This is a genomic window from Methylobacterium sp. Leaf89, assembly GCF_001422215.1.
Lineage (GTDB): Bacteria > Pseudomonadota > Alphaproteobacteria > Rhizobiales > Beijerinckiaceae > Methylobacterium.
The window spans coordinates 369,583-384,714 of record NZ_LMML01000028.1 but is presented as its reverse complement, the minus strand read 5'-3'; the positions used below and the strand labels follow the sequence as shown (position 1 = coordinate 384,714).

The following is a 15,132-nucleotide window of genomic DNA, read 5'->3' as shown; positions in this document are numbered from 1 at the left end:
TCAGCCTGAAGGGCCGGCGCGGATGCCGGCGGGTGCGATCGGGTGCGATGGTCCGTTTCCTCAGCCGCTTCCTCGGCCTCGTCTTCCTGGCGGCGGGCTTCGTCTGCCTCGTCTACGACGGTGCCCGCTCCGTCGCGAACAACACCCCGCGCCTCACCAGCGTCAGCGACCTCGCCTTCACCCTGTTCAAGGACCGGGCGAACGCTCTCCAGGGCACGGTGGAGAGCGTCGCCCCCTGGCTCTGGAAGATCCTGGTCCTGCCCCTGACCCTGGCGCCCGCCGCCCTGATCGGGCTCGTGATCGGGGCCGTCCTGCTCTGGCTCGGACAGCCGGCGCGGGAGCGGATCGGCTTCCTCAGCGGTCCGTGAGGGCCGGTCGCGGCGGCGACCGCCGGACCGGGTGCCATTTCGCACGCGCTGCCGCCCGCCGCCTTCGCGCCATCCGGCCGAGGTGCCATAATCCCGTGCGGTCCCCATCGTAGATGAACGGGATCATCGGGGCGCGGCGCCGTTCACGCCCGATCGTCCCGGCGCCTCGCCACCTGTCAGGGATCCGTCGCTCCTCATGCCCCGCATCGTCGCCGCCTCCACCCTGGCCCTCCTCCTCGGCGCCGCGCCGGTCCTGGCGCAGCCGTCCCCGGGCGCGCCCCAGCGCAACATCGCGCCCACCGGGGTGACCAAGCCGCCGGGCCGCGCGGAGGCGGGCAAGGCCCCCTATACCCGCGCCTCCACCGAGGCGGACATGGCCAAGGCCCAGCGCGCCTCGGCCGCCCGCGACAAGGCCTGGGACACCAAGATGCGCACCACCATGGGCTCGATCTGCAAGGGCTGCTGAGGCTTAGGCCGCCGGACCGCGCGCCGGTCAGGGCCCCGTGATCCGCCTGGAAGGCGTCAGCAAGCGGTTCCCCGGGGCCGAACGCCCCGCCGTCGACGCCCTCGACCTCGCCGTCGCCGAGGGCAGCGTCTGCGCCCTGATCGGCCCGTCCGGCTGCGGCAAGTCCACGACCCTTCGGATGGTCAACCGGCTGGTGGAGCCGGATGCCGGCCGCGTCCGCGTCGGCGGCACGGATGTGACGCGGACCGATCCCGTCGCCCTGCGCCGGCGCATCGGCTACGTGCTCCAGGGCGTCGGCCTGTTTCCCCACCGCAGCGTCGCCGACAACATCGGCACCGTGCCGGGCCTGCTCGGCTGGCCCCGTGCCCGGATCGCCGAGCGGGTCGACGCGATGCTCGACCTCGTCGGCCTCGACCCGGCGCAGTACCGGGCACGCCGCCCGCACGCGCTCTCCGGCGGCCAGCGCCAGCGCGTGGGCGTCGCCCGGGCGCTGGCCGCCGATCCCCCGGTGCTCCTCATGGACGAGCCCTTCGGCGCGGTGGACCCCGTCGCCCGCGACCGCCTGCAGGCCGAGATCGGCGCCATCCTGCGGCGCCTCGGCAAGACGGTGCTCCTCGTCACCCACGATATCGACGAGGCGATGCGGATGGGCGACCGCGTCGTGCTGATGCGGGACGGCCGCATCGTCCAGGCCGATGCGCCCGAACGCCTCCTGGCCGCGCCGGCCGACGCCTTCGTCGCGGGTTTCGTCGGGCAGGACCGGGCCTTGCGCCGCCTCGCCCTGATCGCCGCCGGGAGCCTGGCGAGCCCCGGCGCCCTCCCGGAGGCCCCCGCGATCGCGGCCGGGGCGTCCCTGCGGGAGGCCCTGTCCCTCCTGCTCGCCACCGGTGCCGACGGTCTCAACCTCACCGGCGACGGACCGCCGGTCCACCTCACCCTGGCGGCGATCCGGGCCGAGGCAGCCCGAGCGGTGGCGTAGGGCCTGACCGGTCCCCTACTTGCACTCCTCGCGGGCGCGCTTCATCGCGTCGGCGAACCCCGCCAGGGCGTACTCGTCGCTGGTGGGATTGCCGCGCAGCGAGGTGGTCTTGACCTGCAGCTTCGGGGTGCGCCCCATCTCGGTGACCACCCGGGTCTCCTCCGCCGGGTTCTGGAGCCAGGCGTTGTTGTCCTTGGTGACGAGGCCGTAGCGGGTGGCGCCGAGGATCAGGGTCGGGTCGGTGGGCGCCGGGCCGGCATTGGCCTTGGCCTGGCTGTTCGCGGGCTTGGCCGGGAAGCCCAGCATCACCGCGACCTCGTTGGCCACGTTCTCGGCCTTGCGCACGGTGACGAAGAGGTAGGCCGTGTCGCGCTTCAGGGTCTTGGGCGAGCGCGTCTGCGGCTGGGCGATGGCGTAGCAGACGCGGGTCTTGCCCTGGCCGCTCGCGAAGACGTTCCAGTCGCCGAAGATCGCCACCGGGGTGGCCTGCTGCATGCCGGGGGCCGTCACGGCGGCCTTCGCGGCGCGCTCGCGCCCCCGGCGGGACTTCCGGCGGCCCGGGGCCTCCGCCTCCTCGGGGGCGGCCTCCTGTGTCTGGGCCTGGGCCTGGCTCTGGGCCCGGGCCGGGCCGGCCGCGAAGGGATGGGGGGCGCCGACCAGGGCGGCGGGACCGGACAGGACCAGGATGGCGGCCCCGAGCCGGAGGCCGCGTCGCAGAACAGGAACCATGGAAGACCCTTCGGGACGTCGCCGGACCGGGAGCCCGGCCGACTGTCCGGATGTGCGACGCCGCGCGGCGCCGGTTTCAGGATTGCGTGTCCCGCCCCGATCAGGCGGCGTGGGGCTCGGCGGCGAACACGCCCGGCAGCGCCGCCATCACGCTCGCGAGGGCGGGTGCGGCCAGCGTCGACAGGGTGGGGGACTCCGCGGGGTCCGGGCCCGTCGCCTCGAAGGCCGCGAGCCTCTGCACCCGCGGCAGCGCGCGGGGCTCCGGATCGTTGTAGGGCGTGTTGTAGCACTTGCGCACCGAGGCCCAGAAGGCGGCCCGGTCGGCCTCGGGCAGGCGGCTCAGGGCGGCGTCGATCAGCGCCGTGGCTTCGGCCGCGAGGGCGGGGACGTCATCCGGCGCGATCCGGCTTTCAGCAGGCATGAGCAGATCTCCGAGGGGCTCGGGACAGGGTCCTACACAGCATCACATAGCTGAGCCGTGAACGCACCTGCCCCGAGTCCGGTTCTTTTCGGGTCAGTCCAAATCGGTTCGATCCCTCCGGGATGGCGGATGGGGGCTTCGGTCGAGCGCCGCGCAGGCTTGCCGAGACGGGCACCGCTCCGATGACGCGGCGTCCGCATCAGTCCTGCCCGAGGGCCGCGAGCCAGCGGTTCGCCTGCGACCGCACGTTGTCCGGCGCGGTGCCGCCGTAGCTGGTCCGGCTCGTGACCGAGTTCTCGACCCCGAGCACGGCGTAGACCGCCTGCGTGATCCGGGGCTCGGCGGCCTGCATCTCGGCCAGGGAGAGTGCCTCCAGCCCGACGTTGCGGGCGGAGGCCGCGCCGACGAGGCGACCGGTGACGTGGTGGGCCTCGCGGAACGGCAGGCCGAGCTCGCGCACCAGCCAGTCGGCGAGGTCGGTCGCGGTGGCGTAGCCGGAGCCGGCAGCGCGGGCCAGCACCGGGGCGTTGGGTTCGAGGTCGCGCACCATGCCGGTCATGGCGGCGAGGCACAGCGAGAGGGCCTGGAGGGCGTCGAAGGTGCCCTCCTTGTCCTCCTGCATGTCCTTCGAATAGGCGAGCGGCAGGCCCTTCATCACGATAAGCAGGCCCGTGAGCGCGCCGATGACCCGGCCGGCCTTGGCCCGCACCAGCTCCGCCGCGTCCGGGTTGCGCTTCTGCGGCATGATCGACGAGCCGGTGGTGTAGCCGTCGGAGAGCTTCACGAAGTTGAACTGGGCCGAGGTCCAGACCACCAGCTCCTCGGCGAAACGCGACAGGTGGACGGCGCAGATCGAAGCGGCGGCGAGGGATTCCAGGGCGAAGTCGCGATCGGCCACCGAGTCGAGGGAGTTCGCCGTCGGCCGGTCGAAGCCGAGCGCCGCGGCCGTGGCGTGGCGGTCGATGGGGAAGGAGGTGCCGGCGAGCGCCGCGGCGCCGAGGGGGCACTCGTTCAGGCGCGCACGGGCATCGCGGAAGCGGCCCCGGTCGCGGGCCAGCATCTCCACGTAGGCGAGGCAATGGTGCCCGAAGGTGACGGGCTGGGCCGATTGCAGGTGGGTGAAGCCCGGCATCACCGTGCCGGCATGGGCCAGCGCCTTCTCGGCCAGGGCCTTCTGCAGGCCGGCGGCCTGGGCGTCGAGGCTGTCGAGGCTGTCGCGCACCCACAGCTTCATGTCGGTGGCGACCTGGTCGTTGCGCGAGCGCGCGGTGTGCAGGCGCCCGGCCGCCGGGCCGACGATCTCGGTGAGCCGGCTCTCGACGGACATGTGGATGTCCTCGAGCTCGCGCTTGAACACGAAGCCGCCCGCCTCGATTTCGTCGCGCACGGCCTTGAGGCCGCCCTCGATCGCAGCCACATCGGCGGAGGGGAGGATTCCCGCCTGTCCCAGCATCGCCACATGCGCCAGCGAGCCGCGGATGTCCTGGGGCGCGAGGCGCTTGTCGAACCCGATGGAGGCGTTGATCTCCTCCATGATCTCGGCGGGGCCGCTCGCGAAGCGCCCGCCCCACATCCGGTTGCTCATGTTTTCAAACGTCCTTCCAGCCGCCCTGCCCGTCCGCCCCCGGACGCAACGATGATGCCCGGCCGCAGATCTGCGCTGATCGCCGGGGCCGTCCTCGTCGCCGCACTCGGTGCGGGGCTTGCCGTATACGGGACGGGCTCGACCGGCGGCAACTCCGCCGGCCCCTGCGCGGGCTCGGTCGCGGCGGCCGCCCGCATCGCCCCCCTGGCCCGGGGCGCCGTCGCCGCCCTCCAGGTCGCGACCGCGCCGGTGCCCGCGCCGGCCCTGGCCTTCAAGGGGCCGGAGGGAACCGACGCCACCCTTGACGGCGTGCGGGGCCTGCGCCTCGTGAACCTGTGGGCGACCTGGTGCGCGCCCTGCAAGGCCGAGATGCCGGCCCTCGACCGGCTCCAGGGCCGGCTCGGCGGGCCGGATTTCAGCGTCGTGGCGATCAACGTCGACACCCGCAACCTCGCGGCGCCGCCCGCCTGGCTCAAGCAGAACGGCATCGCGCGGCTGGCCTACTATGCCGATCCCGGCGGCCGGGTCCTGCCGGCGATCCAGAAGGCCACCGGCTCCCTCGGCCTGCCCACCACCCTCCTGGTCGACGGCGCCGGCTGCACCCTCGGGGTGATGAAGGGACCGGCCGAGTGGGACAGCGCCGACGGCGTCACGCTGATCGAGGCCGCCCTCGGGCGATCCTGAGTCTGACGCGGTGGGGAGAGCGCGGAGGCCCCGGCCGCATCACGCCCGGATTGCCGCCAGGACGGGACACCCGCCGGACGGTCGTGTTCGGTCACGGCCTGGCAGGTAAACCTTTTCGCCAGTCTAAAAACGCAAAGCCCCCAGTCGTCACGCAGTTCCGTCGCGACCATGATCGATCGCCATCGAGCGATGCGAATGTCTCTGCGCCTGTTCTCAGACGGAGGCCTGTCCATCATGTCACGACATGGGGCTTTCTGTTCGCGGCCGTTCTGGCCGCGCCCCTTGCGCAGGCTGCCGAACTGCCGCGCAGCGGCACCGACAGCTACTCCACGACCCACCTCACCTCCGCCTTCGTCACGATGAAGCTCGGCGAGCGGACCGTGACGACCCAAGCAGCTCCGGGAACGCCCGCAACGAGTCCGGCGGCCCGATGTTCAACGACATGGGCACGCGCTGCCTCGGGATGCGCGAGGTCGTCGGCGGCGAGGCGCTCAACCGCGGGTCCTGCATCGACAGCGACGCCGATGGCGACCAGATCTTCTCCACCGACGAAGCCGAGGGCGCCAAGGGCACGCACGTCTTCGTCGGGGGAACGGGCAAGTACGCCGGGATGTCGGGGACGGCGGATTACACGAGCCAGTCGGTGAAGAGCCCGGACGGTCGCGGAATGACGCTGGTCATTCATCAGTCGAACTGGACGCTATCGCCCTGACTATTCAATCACGGGCGATGACAGATGACGATCATTCGCGACGAACATCGTCCCTCGACATGAAGACCCGTGGGAATTTTTAACGCCTGTCGCGAATGATGCGGGGACTCCCCTCCAGTCGGGCTCCTCGCCGCATGTCCCTTCGCGCCCTGTCGATCCGCACCAAGCTGTTCCTCGGCTTCGGCCTCGTCTTCGGTCTCGTGGCGGTGATCGGCGGGTCGGCCCTGATGCAGCTGCGCGCCGTCAACGGAGTGGCGCGGGAGATGCGCGACGAGCGCCTCCCGACCGTGCAGCTCCTGGGCAAGCTCCAGGTCCTGGTCCTGCGCCAGCGGGTGAATGGCGGCCGCCTGATCACTGCCGACACGCCGGCGGCCCGCACCGACGTCTCGGCCACCCTGGCCAAGCGGGAGGCGGAGATGCGCGCCGCGCAGGCTGCCTACGCCGGCCTGCCGGCCCAGCCGGAGTCGCAGGCCCTCTACCGGACGTTCGAGACGGAATGGACCGCCTACCGGACCCTGCAGGAGGGGATCGTCGCCCAGGCGCAGGCCGGAGATCTCGCCGGCGCCCAGCGCACCTACAACACCGACATGTCGACGCGCATCAACGCCGTCCTCGGCGCCCTGCAGAAGCTCGTCGAGCTGGAAGAGGGCAGCGCCCGCGCCAGCGGCGCCCGCGCCCAGGACACCTACGACACCGCCCTGCTGACCACCGCGATCCTCGTGGGCCTCGGACTGCTGATCGCGGCCGGTGCCGCCCTCGCCCTCGCCCTCGGGGTCAGCCGCCCCCTGCAGCGGATGACCGAGGCGATGCGGCGGCTCGCGACCGGCGACACGGCGGTCGCCGTGCCGGGCGCCGAGCGGGGGGACGAGATCGGCGCGATGGCGGGCGCCGTCCAGGTCTTCAAGGACAACATCCTGCGCACCCGCGCCCTGGAGGCCGAGACCGCGGCGGCCCGGGCCGGGGCCGAGGCCCTGCGCCGGGAGACCCTGCGCAGCCTGGCCGATCAGTTCGAGGCCGCGGTGGGGGGCGTCGTGGCGCAGGTCGGCACGGCCGCCGCACAGTTGCAGGACACGGCCCGCAGCATGTCGGCCAATGCCAGCGAGACGGCGCAGCGCTCCGTTTCCGTGGCCGCCGCCGCCGACCAGGCCTCGGCGAACGTCACCACGGTGGCGGCCGCCGCCGAGGAGCTCGGCTCTTCCGTCGACGAGATCGGCCGGCAGGTCCAGGGCTCGGCCCAGCTCTCCCGCGAGGCGGTGACGGAGGCCGGGCAGACCGCCACCTTCGTGCGCGACCTGAGCGAGGCGGCCCAGCGCATCGGCGACGTGGTGGCGATGATCTCGACCATCGCGGGCCAGACCAACCTGCTGGCGCTGAACGCGACGATCGAGGCGGCCCGCGCCGGCGAGGCGGGCCGGGGCTTCGCGGTGGTGGCGGCGGAGGTCAAGGAGCTCGCCAACCAGACGGCGCGGGCCACGGACGAGATCACCGGCCAGATCGCCCGCATCCAGGGCTCGACGGGCCAGGCGGTGGAGGCGATCGGCGCCATCACGGGGCGCATCCGCGAGATCAGCGACGTCGCGGCCTCGATCGCGGCCGCGGTGGAGGAGCAGGGCGCGGCGACCCAGGAGATCGTGCGCAACGTGGCCCAGGCCTCCATCGGCACCGGCGAGGTCACGCAGAACGTCTCGGGCGTCGCGGGCGCCGCCGAGGAGACCGGCGCGGCCGCCGCCCAGGTGCTGGCCTCGGCCTCGGCGCTGTCGCGCCAGTCGGAGCATCTCGGCGGCCAGGTCTCGCAGTTCCTGGCCACCATCCGGGCGGCCTGACAGCCGCAATCCGGGCGGCCTGACAGCCGCATCCCGGGCGGCCCCGCCCTCAGAGCAGGGCGTCGAGGCTCTCGATCACCCGCTCGGGGGGCTGATCGGCATATTCGTCCGGCAGCCCCCTGCGGTTGACCCAGACGGGGCGGAAGCCGAAGGCGGCCGCCCCGGCCACGTCCCAGCGGTTCGAGGAGCCGAACAGCACGGCCTCGGGCCCGACCCCGAAGCGCTCCGTGGCGATGCGATAGGCGGCCGGGGCGGTCTTGAAGGTTCGCGCGGACTCCACCGAGAGCACCGCGTCGAGGTGGTCCGCCAGCCCCGCCGAGGCCACCGCCCGCTCCAGCATCGCCGCGTCGCCGTTGGAGAGGATCGCGGTCCGCCATCCCGCCGCGCGCAGGGCGCGGAGCGTGCCCGGCACCTCCGGATAGGCGTCGAGGTCGCGATAGGCGTCGAGGAGCCGGGGCCGTAGCGCCCGGTCCACCTCCGGGTATCGGGCGAGGGCGTAGTCCAGGGCCTGCTCGGTCAGGCCCCAGAACGGGGCGTGGCACCCCATCAGGCCGCGCACCCAGGAATATTCGAGCTGCTTGGCGCGCCAGGTCTCGGACAGGGCGGCCGCGTCCGGCCCGATCGCGTCCGCGTGGCGCGACACCGCCGCGTGGACGTCGAACAGGGTGCCGTAGGCGTCGAAGACGGCGATGCGGGGGGATTCGGTCATGCGGGCTCCTCTGTCGCATCCGGTCGAGCGCCGCGCCGGCGCGGCGGTTCCCTCGCCTGCGAGCGAGCGGAGGCGGGATCAGGCGCGCCGCAGGCGAAGCCCGAACAGGCGCAGCGTCCCCAACAACAGCACGGCGTAGACCAGCGTTCCGGCGATCCCGAGCAGGCCCAGCACCGCCATCTCGCGCAGGCGCGGCAGGGCCGGCACCAGGGCATCGGCCAGGGGCAGGCCGTAATGGGCGGTGGCCGCGAGGGCGATGCAGGCCACCACCACCCCGACGCCGGTGACCCCGAGGGTGCGGCCCGGTGCCATCCATCCGCGGCGCCAGGCGAGGGCCACGAGGAGACCGAGGTTGACCCACTGGCCGATGGCCGTGGCCATCGCGAGGCCGGTCACGCCGTAGGGACCGGTGAGCACCACCTTCAGGGCGACGTTGACGGCGATGGCGGTCAGCGAGGCGATGAGCGGGGTCATCGTGTCCTGCCGGGCGTAGAAGCTCGGGAGCGCGCTGCGCAGGAGCACCACGGCCGGCAGGGCGAGCCCGTAGGCGGCGAGCACCGAGGCCGCGCGGGCGGCATCCTCCGCCCCGAAGGCGCCGCGCTGGAACAGAGCCGTCATGATCAGGACCGGCAGGGTGAGGAACGCCACCGTGAAGGGCGCCGAGAGGGCGAGGGAAAAGCCCGCGGCGCGGTTCTGCGACGCATGCGCGCCGGCGACGTCGCCGCCGGCGATGCGCCGGCTCATCTCCGGCAGGAGCACCGTGCCGGCCGCGATGGCGATGACCCCGAAGGGCAGCTGGTAGAGCCGGTCGGCGTAGTACAGGGCCGAGACCGCACCGGTCGGCAGGAAGCTCGCCAGGATCGTGTCGGCGAAGGAGGCGATCTGGAACCCGGCCGAGCCGATCACCGCCGGCCCCAGCACCTTGAAGAAGCGCCGCATGGCCGGGTCGCGCAGGGTCGGTGTCGTCAGGGTCGGGGCGATGCCCGCCCGCCGGCAATCCCACCACACCAGGGCGAATTGCAGCACGCCCGACACCGTCACGCCCCAGGCGGCAGCGTAGGCGGCGTTGGGGAAGAGCGACGCCGAGGCCAGGGCGGCCAGCATCGACAGGTTCAGGAGGACCGGCGCACCGGCCGCCACGGCGAAGCGCCGATGGGCGTTGAGGAGGCCGGAGAACAGGGTCACCAGCGTCATGAACAGGAGGTAGGGGAAGGTGATCCGGGTCAGCGAGACGGCGAGCGCGAACCGCTCCGGGTCCTCCGAGAAACCGGGCGCCAGGGCCCGCACGACCCAGGGCATCGCCGGCATGGCGAGGGCCAGGAAGCCGATCTGCACCAGCAGCATCAGGGTGAAGATGCGGTCGGCGAAGCGCCGGGCCGCGCCCGTCTCCGGGTCGGCCTTCTCGGTCTCCGACAGGCTGGCGTAGCTCGGCACGAAGGCGGTGTTGAAGGCGCCCTCGCCGAAGATCGCCCGGAAGTGGTTCGGCAGGCGGAACGCCACCACGAAGGCGTCGGCCACCGGCCCGGCTCCCAGGATCGCGGCCATCACCACGTCGCGGGCGAACCCGGTGACGCGCGAAACCAGCGTCCAACCGCCGACGGAGAGGATGCTGCGGATCATGGGGGACTGCCGGGACGCGGGGCGGGGAGAGTCGGGCGAGCCCTAGACCATGCCGGCGCGCCCGGCGCAAACGCGGAACCGTTCAACGGTCATGCGCCTTGCGCCGCGCACGGACGGACGGCCCTCGGTCGGTGTTTGCCCGACCGGGCAGGTCCGCCCCGGCGCAGCAGGCCCTCTCGCCTTGGACCAGACACTCGCCCAAGACACCTCGCCGTCATTCCGGGTCGTCGGAGACGAGCCCGGACTCCAGAGCCGCCGCCCGTGCGAAATCTCGCACCACCTGCGTTTCCGGATCCCGGCTTCCGCGACGTGGCTCCGGGATGACGGCGGGCCGCCGGAGAATTCCGGTCAGCCGGTCTCCGTCAGCGACGGCCCTGTCCTTCGCGAGACGGCGCCTGTCCCCAGCCTCGCGGCGAGGCCGTAGGATCGTGGGGCCTTACGCGGTGGCCTCACCGTACATCTTTTCCACGTGCTCCCAGTTCACCAGGTTCTCGATGAACGCCTTGAGGTAGTCGGGGCGGCGATTGCGGTAGTCGATGTAGTAGGAGTGCTCCCAGACGTCGACGCCGAGGATCGGCTTGGCGCCGTGCACGAGCGGGTTCTCGCCGTTCGGGGTCTTCATGATGGCGAGCTTGCCGTCCTTGACCGCGAGCCAGGCCCAGCCGGAGCCGAACTGACCGACGCCGGCCTGGATGAAGTCGGCCTTGAACTTCTCGAAGCCGCCGAGATCCTCGTCGATCTTCTTGGCGAGCGCACCCGGGGCGGCGCCGCCGCCGTTGGGCTTCATCCACTGCCAGAAATGGATGTGGTTGTAGTGCTGGCCGGCATTGTTGAAGAGCGGCTGGTTGTTGCCGTAGGCCGAGGTCAGGACCTCCTCGACGCTCTTGCCTTCCAGGCCCGTGCCCTCGAGCAGCTTGTTGCCCGTGTCGACATAGGCCTTGTGGTGCTTGTCGTGGTGAAACTCGAGGGTTTCCTTCGACATGTAGGGGCCGAGCGCGTCGTAGGCGTAGGGCAGTTCGGGCAAGGTGAAGGTCATGGGCAACTCTCCGTCTCGTGAGACATCGGACACGATCAGGCGCGCGATCCGCGCGCGATCCTCGCACCAACGCGCCGTTACGTAAGTCGATGCCCGGATGAAGTCGATGCCCGGGTGGCGTCCGCGCCCGAGCGGAGACGATGCCCGGACGGCGGCGATCCGCGGGGGCCTGCCCGGGGCGTGGCTGCGCCCGGCGTGCGAGTGTGCGTTTTGCAAATGCCCCCCAGGCCTTTAGTGTGCGCGCCGCACCTGAAGGTGCAGGCGTTTGTCGAGACATCCATGAATATCGCGCTGTTCGCGCTGGCCGCCGTCATGATCGTCGGCGGAATCGTATCCGTCATCCAGGGTTTCCCCTTCGTCCGGCTGGAGAGCGGTCTCGCCATGACCATCGCGGGCGCCACCACGGCGTCAGCCGGGGCCGTGGTGCTGGGACTGGCGGTCGTGGCGGGCCGCCTGCGCGGCCTGGAGCGCGCCTTCCGCGAGGCGCGTCCGGCGACCCCGTCCTTCCCCCCGGCCGAGACCGGGCTCGCCCCCGGCGGCGCAGCAGACCCGAGCGCCGCCCAGCGGGCCCGGCCGAGCCTCGCCGCCACCGCCGCGAGCCTGGGAGCGGGTCTGGGCGCCGGCGCGGGCTTGGGAGGCGCCGCCTCCACTCGCCCCGGCCTGGAACCGACCTTCTTCGACCCCGCGCCGCCATCCCCGGAGCCCTCGGCCGCCGAACCTCTGCTGCCGAACCTGCTGCCGGCGGACGCGTCCCACGATCGTCCGGAGCCGCACATCCCGGAGCCGCGCATCGCCGACGCCGCACCGGATCCCGAGACCCGGGCGACGGAGAACGACCTGTTCGACGGCCCCGCTCCCGCGCCGGCACCCGAGCCGGCGCCCGAGAGCGCCCCTCGCTTCAAGGAGGCCGAGGCGGAGCCCCGTCGCGCGCCCGACCCCGTTCCCCCGCATCCGTCCGCCGTCGAGACGGCCGAGTTCGTGGGCGTTCCCGAGGACAAGCCCGAACCGTCCCCGGAGGCGCCGGCCGCCGAGTCCACGCCCCCCGTCGCGGAGGAACCGCAGGTCGTCGGCACCTATGCCTCGGGAGGGAACACCTACGTTATGTATTCCACCGGCGTGATCGAGGCGGACACGCCGCGGGGCCGCTTCACCTTCGGCTCCCTCGACGAACTCAAGGCCTTCGTCGAGGCGGGCGGGGAGACCGACAGCCGCGGCGCGGCCTGATCGCAGCCCTCCTTCGCGGGAGCGCCCTCAGGCCAGCGGATTCAGCGCCGCGTTGCGGACCGGCAGGGGCGCCCGCATCGTCAGGGTGAACCCCTCCGGCGGGTAGTTCATGGAGACCTCGGCCCGCACCTGGGCCGTCAGCACCCGCTGAAGCAGGCGCGAGCCGAAGCCCTGCCGCTTCGGCGGTGCGACCGGTGGGCCGCCGCTCTCGACCCAGGTGAAGTGCAGGGTCCCGGCCGGACCGCCGGGCTCGAGCGCCCAGGTGATCGCCACCCGGCCGTCCCGGGTGGACAGGGCCCCGTACTTGGCGGCGTTCGTGGTCAGTTCGTGGATCGCCATGCCGATCGGCACCGCGACCTCGGACGCCATGTCGACGGGGGGGCCGGAGAGCTGGATGCGGGCGTCCCGCTCCTCCGCACCGTTCAGGGATCCTTCCGCATAGGGCTTCAACTCGTTGGCGAGCAGGGTGCGCAGGGACGCCGTCTGCCAGGTGTCCTCGGTGAGGACCGAGTGGGTGTGGGCCAGCGACATGATCCGGCCGACGAAGGCCTCGTAGAAGCTCTCGATGCTGGAGGCGGTGCGGGCGGTCGATCCGACGATGGCCTGGACCGTGGCCAGGGTGTTCTTCACCCGGTGGTGCAGCTCGCGGATCAGGAGCGTCTGGCGCTCCTCGGCGAGCCGGCGCTCGGTCACGTCGGCCACGACCCCGATCAGGCGGCGCGGCAGGCGGTTGGGCGCGTCGCGCTCGAAGCGCCCGGCGAAGTCGAGGGTGCGCCACGCCCCGTCGCTGAGGCGGCGGATGCGAGCCGAGACCGCCAGGGTGGTGTCCTCGCGCAGGGCCTGCGTGATCGCGGCGCGGAAGGCCGGGCGGTCGTCGGGATGCAGCACGGTCTCGAGGAATTCGCGCTTGCCCAGGGCGCCGTCGGCGGCGCTGCGCCCGAAGATTGCGAACATGCGCTCGTTCTCCCAGATCGCCTGGTCGTCGAGCATGTGCCATTCGAAGATCCCGAGGGCCGCCAGGGAGGTGGCGATGCGCAGGCGCTGCTCGCCGTCCCGCAGGGCGTTGCGGGCCTCCACGTGGGTGGTCACGTCCTCGACCACGCCGACGAGGGTCGCGGGTCGATCGGCGCCCTCCCCCGCCGGAATGGCCTGCCCCCGGACCCCGACATCGATCGCGGTGCCGTCCGGCGCCCGGCGCAGGCGGCATTCGAAGGTGAAGGGCGCGCCGTCCCGCAAGGATGCGCGGACCTGGGCCCGGATGCGGGCGACCTCGCCGCCGTCCATCGCGGCCTGGAGGCGGGTCCAGGTGACCGGATCGTCCGCGGCATAGCCGAGGAGATGCGCGGCCCGGCGCGACAGGACGACCCGGCCGTCGGCGAAGTCGTAGCGCCACTCGCCCAGGCCCGCCGCCGTCAGGGCGGCGCGGTTCTCCTCGGCTCGCGCGACCTCGTCGGGATCGACGGCCTCGACCACGAGGATCTGCAGGTCGTCGCGCTGCTTCGAGGGGCGGATGCGCATGTCCAGGCCGGTGCCGTCCGCCCGGAGCCAGCGCCGGATGCAGACGCGCTGGGCCACGGCGCCGAGGACCGAGAGGGCCCGCCCATTGAGGGCGCCCGGCTCATAGCCGAGGAGATCGCAGAGATGGGGGTTGGCGTCGCGGATGAGGCCGGCCCCGTCGACCACCAGGATGCCGATCGGCGCCTGTGCGAAGGCCGTCCCGTGCAGACCCGATCCTGGCCCGGCATCCGGGGCGGGCGCCGACGCCAAGTCCGTCCCGACGCCCGCGATGGAAGACTTGTCCATGGAAGACTTGTCCGAAGCGTCGTGCACGCCACATCCTCGCTCGGCGCGTCCGACCTCGTGTCACGGACGCGCGGCCGCGCTCCACCGGACGGCTCGCGGTGATCGCGGCCCATCAGACAACCGAAGTCCGAGCGGAACAAGGCCGGGCTGAGATGGGGATGCGCGTTTCTCGAACAACCCCATCAAAAGGATGTCGGCAAACCGGGTTACGCCGCCACCGCGCTCAGGCCGGTCCGACCCGGCGGAATTCGAGGTAGCTCGGCGGCCGGCCGGCGGCGAGGGCCTTGGCCTCGTAGCGGGTGCCCGGCCAATCCGACCAGGGCTGCGTCCAGTCCCGGGCCGCCTCGGCGGTCCAGGCGAGGTCCGGACAGCGCGCGGCGCGAACGAGGGTCCAGCCGGCGTAATCGTCGATGTCGCTGGCGAAGCGGAACACGCCGCCGGGCCGGATCACGCGGGCGATCTCCGCCAGGGCGCCGTCGGAGACGAAGCGGCGCTTGCGCTGCCGGCGCTTGGGCCAGGGATCGGGATAGAGCAGGTAGACCCGGGCCAGGCTGGCATCGGGCAGGGCCGCGAGCAGGGCCGTGGCGTCCTCGTCCCAGATCCGGACGTTGCGGAGGGCCGCCTCGTCCACCGCGCGCAGGAGCTTGACGACGCCGTTGACGAAGGGCTCCGCGCCGATGATGCCGGTGCGGGGGTGGGCGGCCGCCTGGGCGGCGAGATGCTCGCCGCCGCCGAAGCCGATCTCGAGCCAGACCTCGTCCACCGGGACGGGAAACAGGCTCGGAGGATCGAGGGGCTCGCCGGCGGGCGGCAGGGTCAGCCGGAGGGTCGGCAGCAGCTCGGACAGGCGCTGCTCCTGGCCGGCCCGCAGGCGCTTGCCCTTGCGGCGGCCGTAGAAGGCGCGGTCGGCGCCCTCCGGTGATTCGTGCCCGCCCGGGTGGGGCGGGAGCTGGTCCCGCCCCAGGGTCATGGG

At 72.7% G+C, this 15,132-nt stretch carries 15 protein-coding genes; 7 read left to right on the top strand and 8 right to left on the bottom strand.

Features of this window, described 5'->3' with window-relative positions:
* Positions 1–47 precede the first annotated feature (47 nt).
* The 3 genes from ASF18_RS13015 (at position 48) to ASF18_RS13005 (ending at position 1,813) form a co-directional block, all read left to right on the top strand.
* Positions 48–368, top strand: coding sequence for a hypothetical protein (locus ASF18_RS13015; protein WP_056211749.1), 321 nt, complete (start codon positions 48–50; stop codon positions 366–368).
* A 196-nt stretch (positions 369–564) separates the two neighbouring features.
* Positions 565–834, top strand: a complete 270-nt coding sequence (locus ASF18_RS13010) for a hypothetical protein (protein ID WP_056211747.1) — start codon at positions 565–567, stop codon at positions 832–834.
* 37 nt (positions 835–871) lie between these two features.
* A complete protein-coding gene (locus tag ASF18_RS13005) occupies positions 872–1,813 on the top strand; it encodes an ABC transporter ATP-binding protein (protein WP_056276049.1) in 942 nt (313 codons plus the stop codon).
* Between the two features lie 15 nt (positions 1,814–1,828).
* Here ASF18_RS13005 and ASF18_RS13000 read toward each other — a convergent pair whose 3' ends face one another.
* From ASF18_RS13000 to argH, 3 genes are all read right to left on the bottom strand, one after another.
* Complete coding sequence (locus ASF18_RS13000) at positions 1,829–2,542, bottom strand: hypothetical protein (RefSeq protein ID WP_056352108.1); 714 nt, start codon at positions 2,540–2,542, stop codon at positions 1,829–1,831.
* A 100-nt stretch (positions 2,543–2,642) separates the two neighbouring features.
* Positions 2,643–2,963 carry a hypothetical protein gene (locus tag ASF18_RS12995; RefSeq protein ID WP_056211741.1) on the bottom strand — a complete coding sequence of 107 codons (321 nt, stop codon included), beginning with the start codon at positions 2,961–2,963 and terminating at the stop codon, positions 2,643–2,645.
* A 199-nt stretch (positions 2,964–3,162) separates the two neighbouring features.
* Positions 3,163–4,548: an argininosuccinate lyase gene (gene argH / locus ASF18_RS12990; RefSeq protein ID WP_056352103.1), complete on the bottom strand. Its 1,386-nt coding sequence runs from the start codon at positions 4,546–4,548 to the stop codon at positions 3,163–3,165.
* A 54-nt stretch (positions 4,549–4,602) separates the two neighbouring features.
* Here argH and ASF18_RS12985 point away from each other — a divergent pair, with 54 nt between their 5' ends.
* The 3 genes from ASF18_RS12985 (at position 4,603) to ASF18_RS12975 (ending at position 7,767) form a co-directional block, all read left to right on the top strand.
* Positions 4,603–5,232, top strand: coding sequence for a TlpA disulfide reductase family protein (locus ASF18_RS12985; RefSeq protein ID WP_056352816.1), 630 nt, complete (start codon positions 4,603–4,605; stop codon positions 5,230–5,232).
* 430 nt (positions 5,233–5,662) lie between these two features.
* Complete coding sequence (locus ASF18_RS12980) at positions 5,663–5,944, top strand: hypothetical protein (protein WP_056352101.1); 282 nt, start codon at positions 5,663–5,665, stop codon at positions 5,942–5,944.
* Positions 5,945–6,078: 134 nt separating this feature from the next.
* Positions 6,079–7,767 (top strand): methyl-accepting chemotaxis protein, encoded by a 1,689-nt coding sequence (locus tag ASF18_RS12975; RefSeq protein WP_056352098.1) that lies wholly within the window; start codon positions 6,079–6,081, stop codon positions 7,765–7,767.
* Positions 7,768–7,816: 49 nt separating this feature from the next.
* Here the strand turns inward: ASF18_RS12975 and ASF18_RS12970 are convergent, their stop codons facing one another.
* From ASF18_RS12970 to ASF18_RS12960, 3 genes are all read right to left on the bottom strand, one after another.
* On the bottom strand, positions 7,817–8,476 hold the full coding sequence (locus ASF18_RS12970; RefSeq protein WP_056352096.1) for a haloacid dehalogenase type II: 660 nt from the start codon (positions 8,474–8,476) through the stop codon (positions 7,817–7,819).
* 78 nt (positions 8,477–8,554) lie between these two features.
* Entirely contained in the window at positions 8,555–10,096 is a 1,542-nt protein-coding gene (gene murJ / locus ASF18_RS12965) for a murein biosynthesis integral membrane protein MurJ (RefSeq protein WP_056352094.1), read from the bottom strand.
* A 436-nt stretch (positions 10,097–10,532) separates the two neighbouring features.
* Positions 10,533–11,132 (bottom strand): superoxide dismutase, encoded by a 600-nt coding sequence (locus ASF18_RS12960; protein ID WP_055946939.1) that lies wholly within the window; start codon positions 11,130–11,132, stop codon positions 10,533–10,535.
* Positions 11,133–11,411: 279 nt separating this feature from the next.
* Here ASF18_RS12960 and ASF18_RS12955 point away from each other — a divergent pair, with 279 nt between their 5' ends.
* A complete protein-coding gene (locus ASF18_RS12955; RefSeq protein WP_056352090.1) occupies positions 11,412–12,356 on the top strand; it encodes a hypothetical protein in 945 nt (314 codons plus the stop codon).
* Positions 12,357–12,383: 27 nt separating this feature from the next.
* Here ASF18_RS12955 and ASF18_RS12950 read toward each other — a convergent pair whose 3' ends face one another.
* Positions 12,384–14,159 (bottom strand): HWE histidine kinase domain-containing protein, encoded by a 1,776-nt coding sequence (locus ASF18_RS12950; RefSeq protein ID WP_056211728.1) that lies wholly within the window; start codon positions 14,157–14,159, stop codon positions 12,384–12,386.
* Positions 14,160–14,382: 223 nt separating this feature from the next.
* Positions 14,383–15,129: a tRNA (guanine(46)-N(7))-methyltransferase TrmB gene (locus ASF18_RS12945; protein WP_082487483.1), complete on the bottom strand. Its 747-nt coding sequence runs from the start codon at positions 15,127–15,129 to the stop codon at positions 14,383–14,385.
* Positions 15,130–15,132: the final 3 nt, after the last annotated feature.

Excerpts from the sequence above, each read along its gene's own strand:
- ASF18_RS12975 (WP_056352098.1), top strand. The coding sequence starts at position 6,079 with ATGTCCCTTCGCGCCCTGTCGATCCGCACCAAGCTGTTCCTCGGCTTC.
- ASF18_RS12970 (WP_056352096.1), bottom strand. The coding sequence starts at position 8,476 with ATGACCGAATCCCCCCGCATCGCCGTCTTCGACGCCTACGGCACCCTG.
- murJ (WP_056352094.1), bottom strand. The coding sequence starts at position 10,096 with ATGATCCGCAGCATCCTCTCCGTCGGCGGTTGGACGCTGGTTTCGCGC.
- ASF18_RS13015 (WP_056211749.1), top strand. The coding sequence starts at position 48 with ATGGTCCGTTTCCTCAGCCGCTTCCTCGGCCTCGTCTTCCTGGCGGCG.
- ASF18_RS12960 (WP_055946939.1), bottom strand. The coding sequence starts at position 11,132 with ATGACCTTCACCTTGCCCGAACTGCCCTACGCCTACGACGCGCTCGGC.
- ASF18_RS13000 (WP_056352108.1), bottom strand. The coding sequence starts at position 2,542 with ATGGTTCCTGTTCTGCGACGCGGCCTCCGGCTCGGGGCCGCCATCCTG.
- ASF18_RS12955 (WP_056352090.1), top strand. The coding sequence starts at position 11,412 with ATGAATATCGCGCTGTTCGCGCTGGCCGCCGTCATGATCGTCGGCGGA.
- ASF18_RS13010 (WP_056211747.1), top strand. The coding sequence starts at position 565 with ATGCCCCGCATCGTCGCCGCCTCCACCCTGGCCCTCCTCCTCGGCGCC.
- ASF18_RS12995 (WP_056211741.1), bottom strand. The coding sequence starts at position 2,963 with ATGCCTGCTGAAAGCCGGATCGCGCCGGATGACGTCCCCGCCCTCGCG.
- ASF18_RS12950 (WP_056211728.1), bottom strand. The coding sequence starts at position 14,159 with ATGGACAAGTCTTCCATCGCGGGCGTCGGGACGGACTTGGCGTCGGCG.
- argH (WP_056352103.1), bottom strand. The coding sequence starts at position 4,548 with ATGAGCAACCGGATGTGGGGCGGGCGCTTCGCGAGCGGCCCCGCCGAG.
- ASF18_RS12985 (WP_056352816.1), top strand. The coding sequence starts at position 4,603 with ATGCCCGGCCGCAGATCTGCGCTGATCGCCGGGGCCGTCCTCGTCGCC.
- ASF18_RS12945 (WP_082487483.1), bottom strand. The coding sequence starts at position 15,129 with ATGACCCTGGGGCGGGACCAGCTCCCGCCCCACCCGGGCGGGCACGAA.
- ASF18_RS12980 (WP_056352101.1), top strand. The coding sequence starts at position 5,663 with ATGTTCAACGACATGGGCACGCGCTGCCTCGGGATGCGCGAGGTCGTC.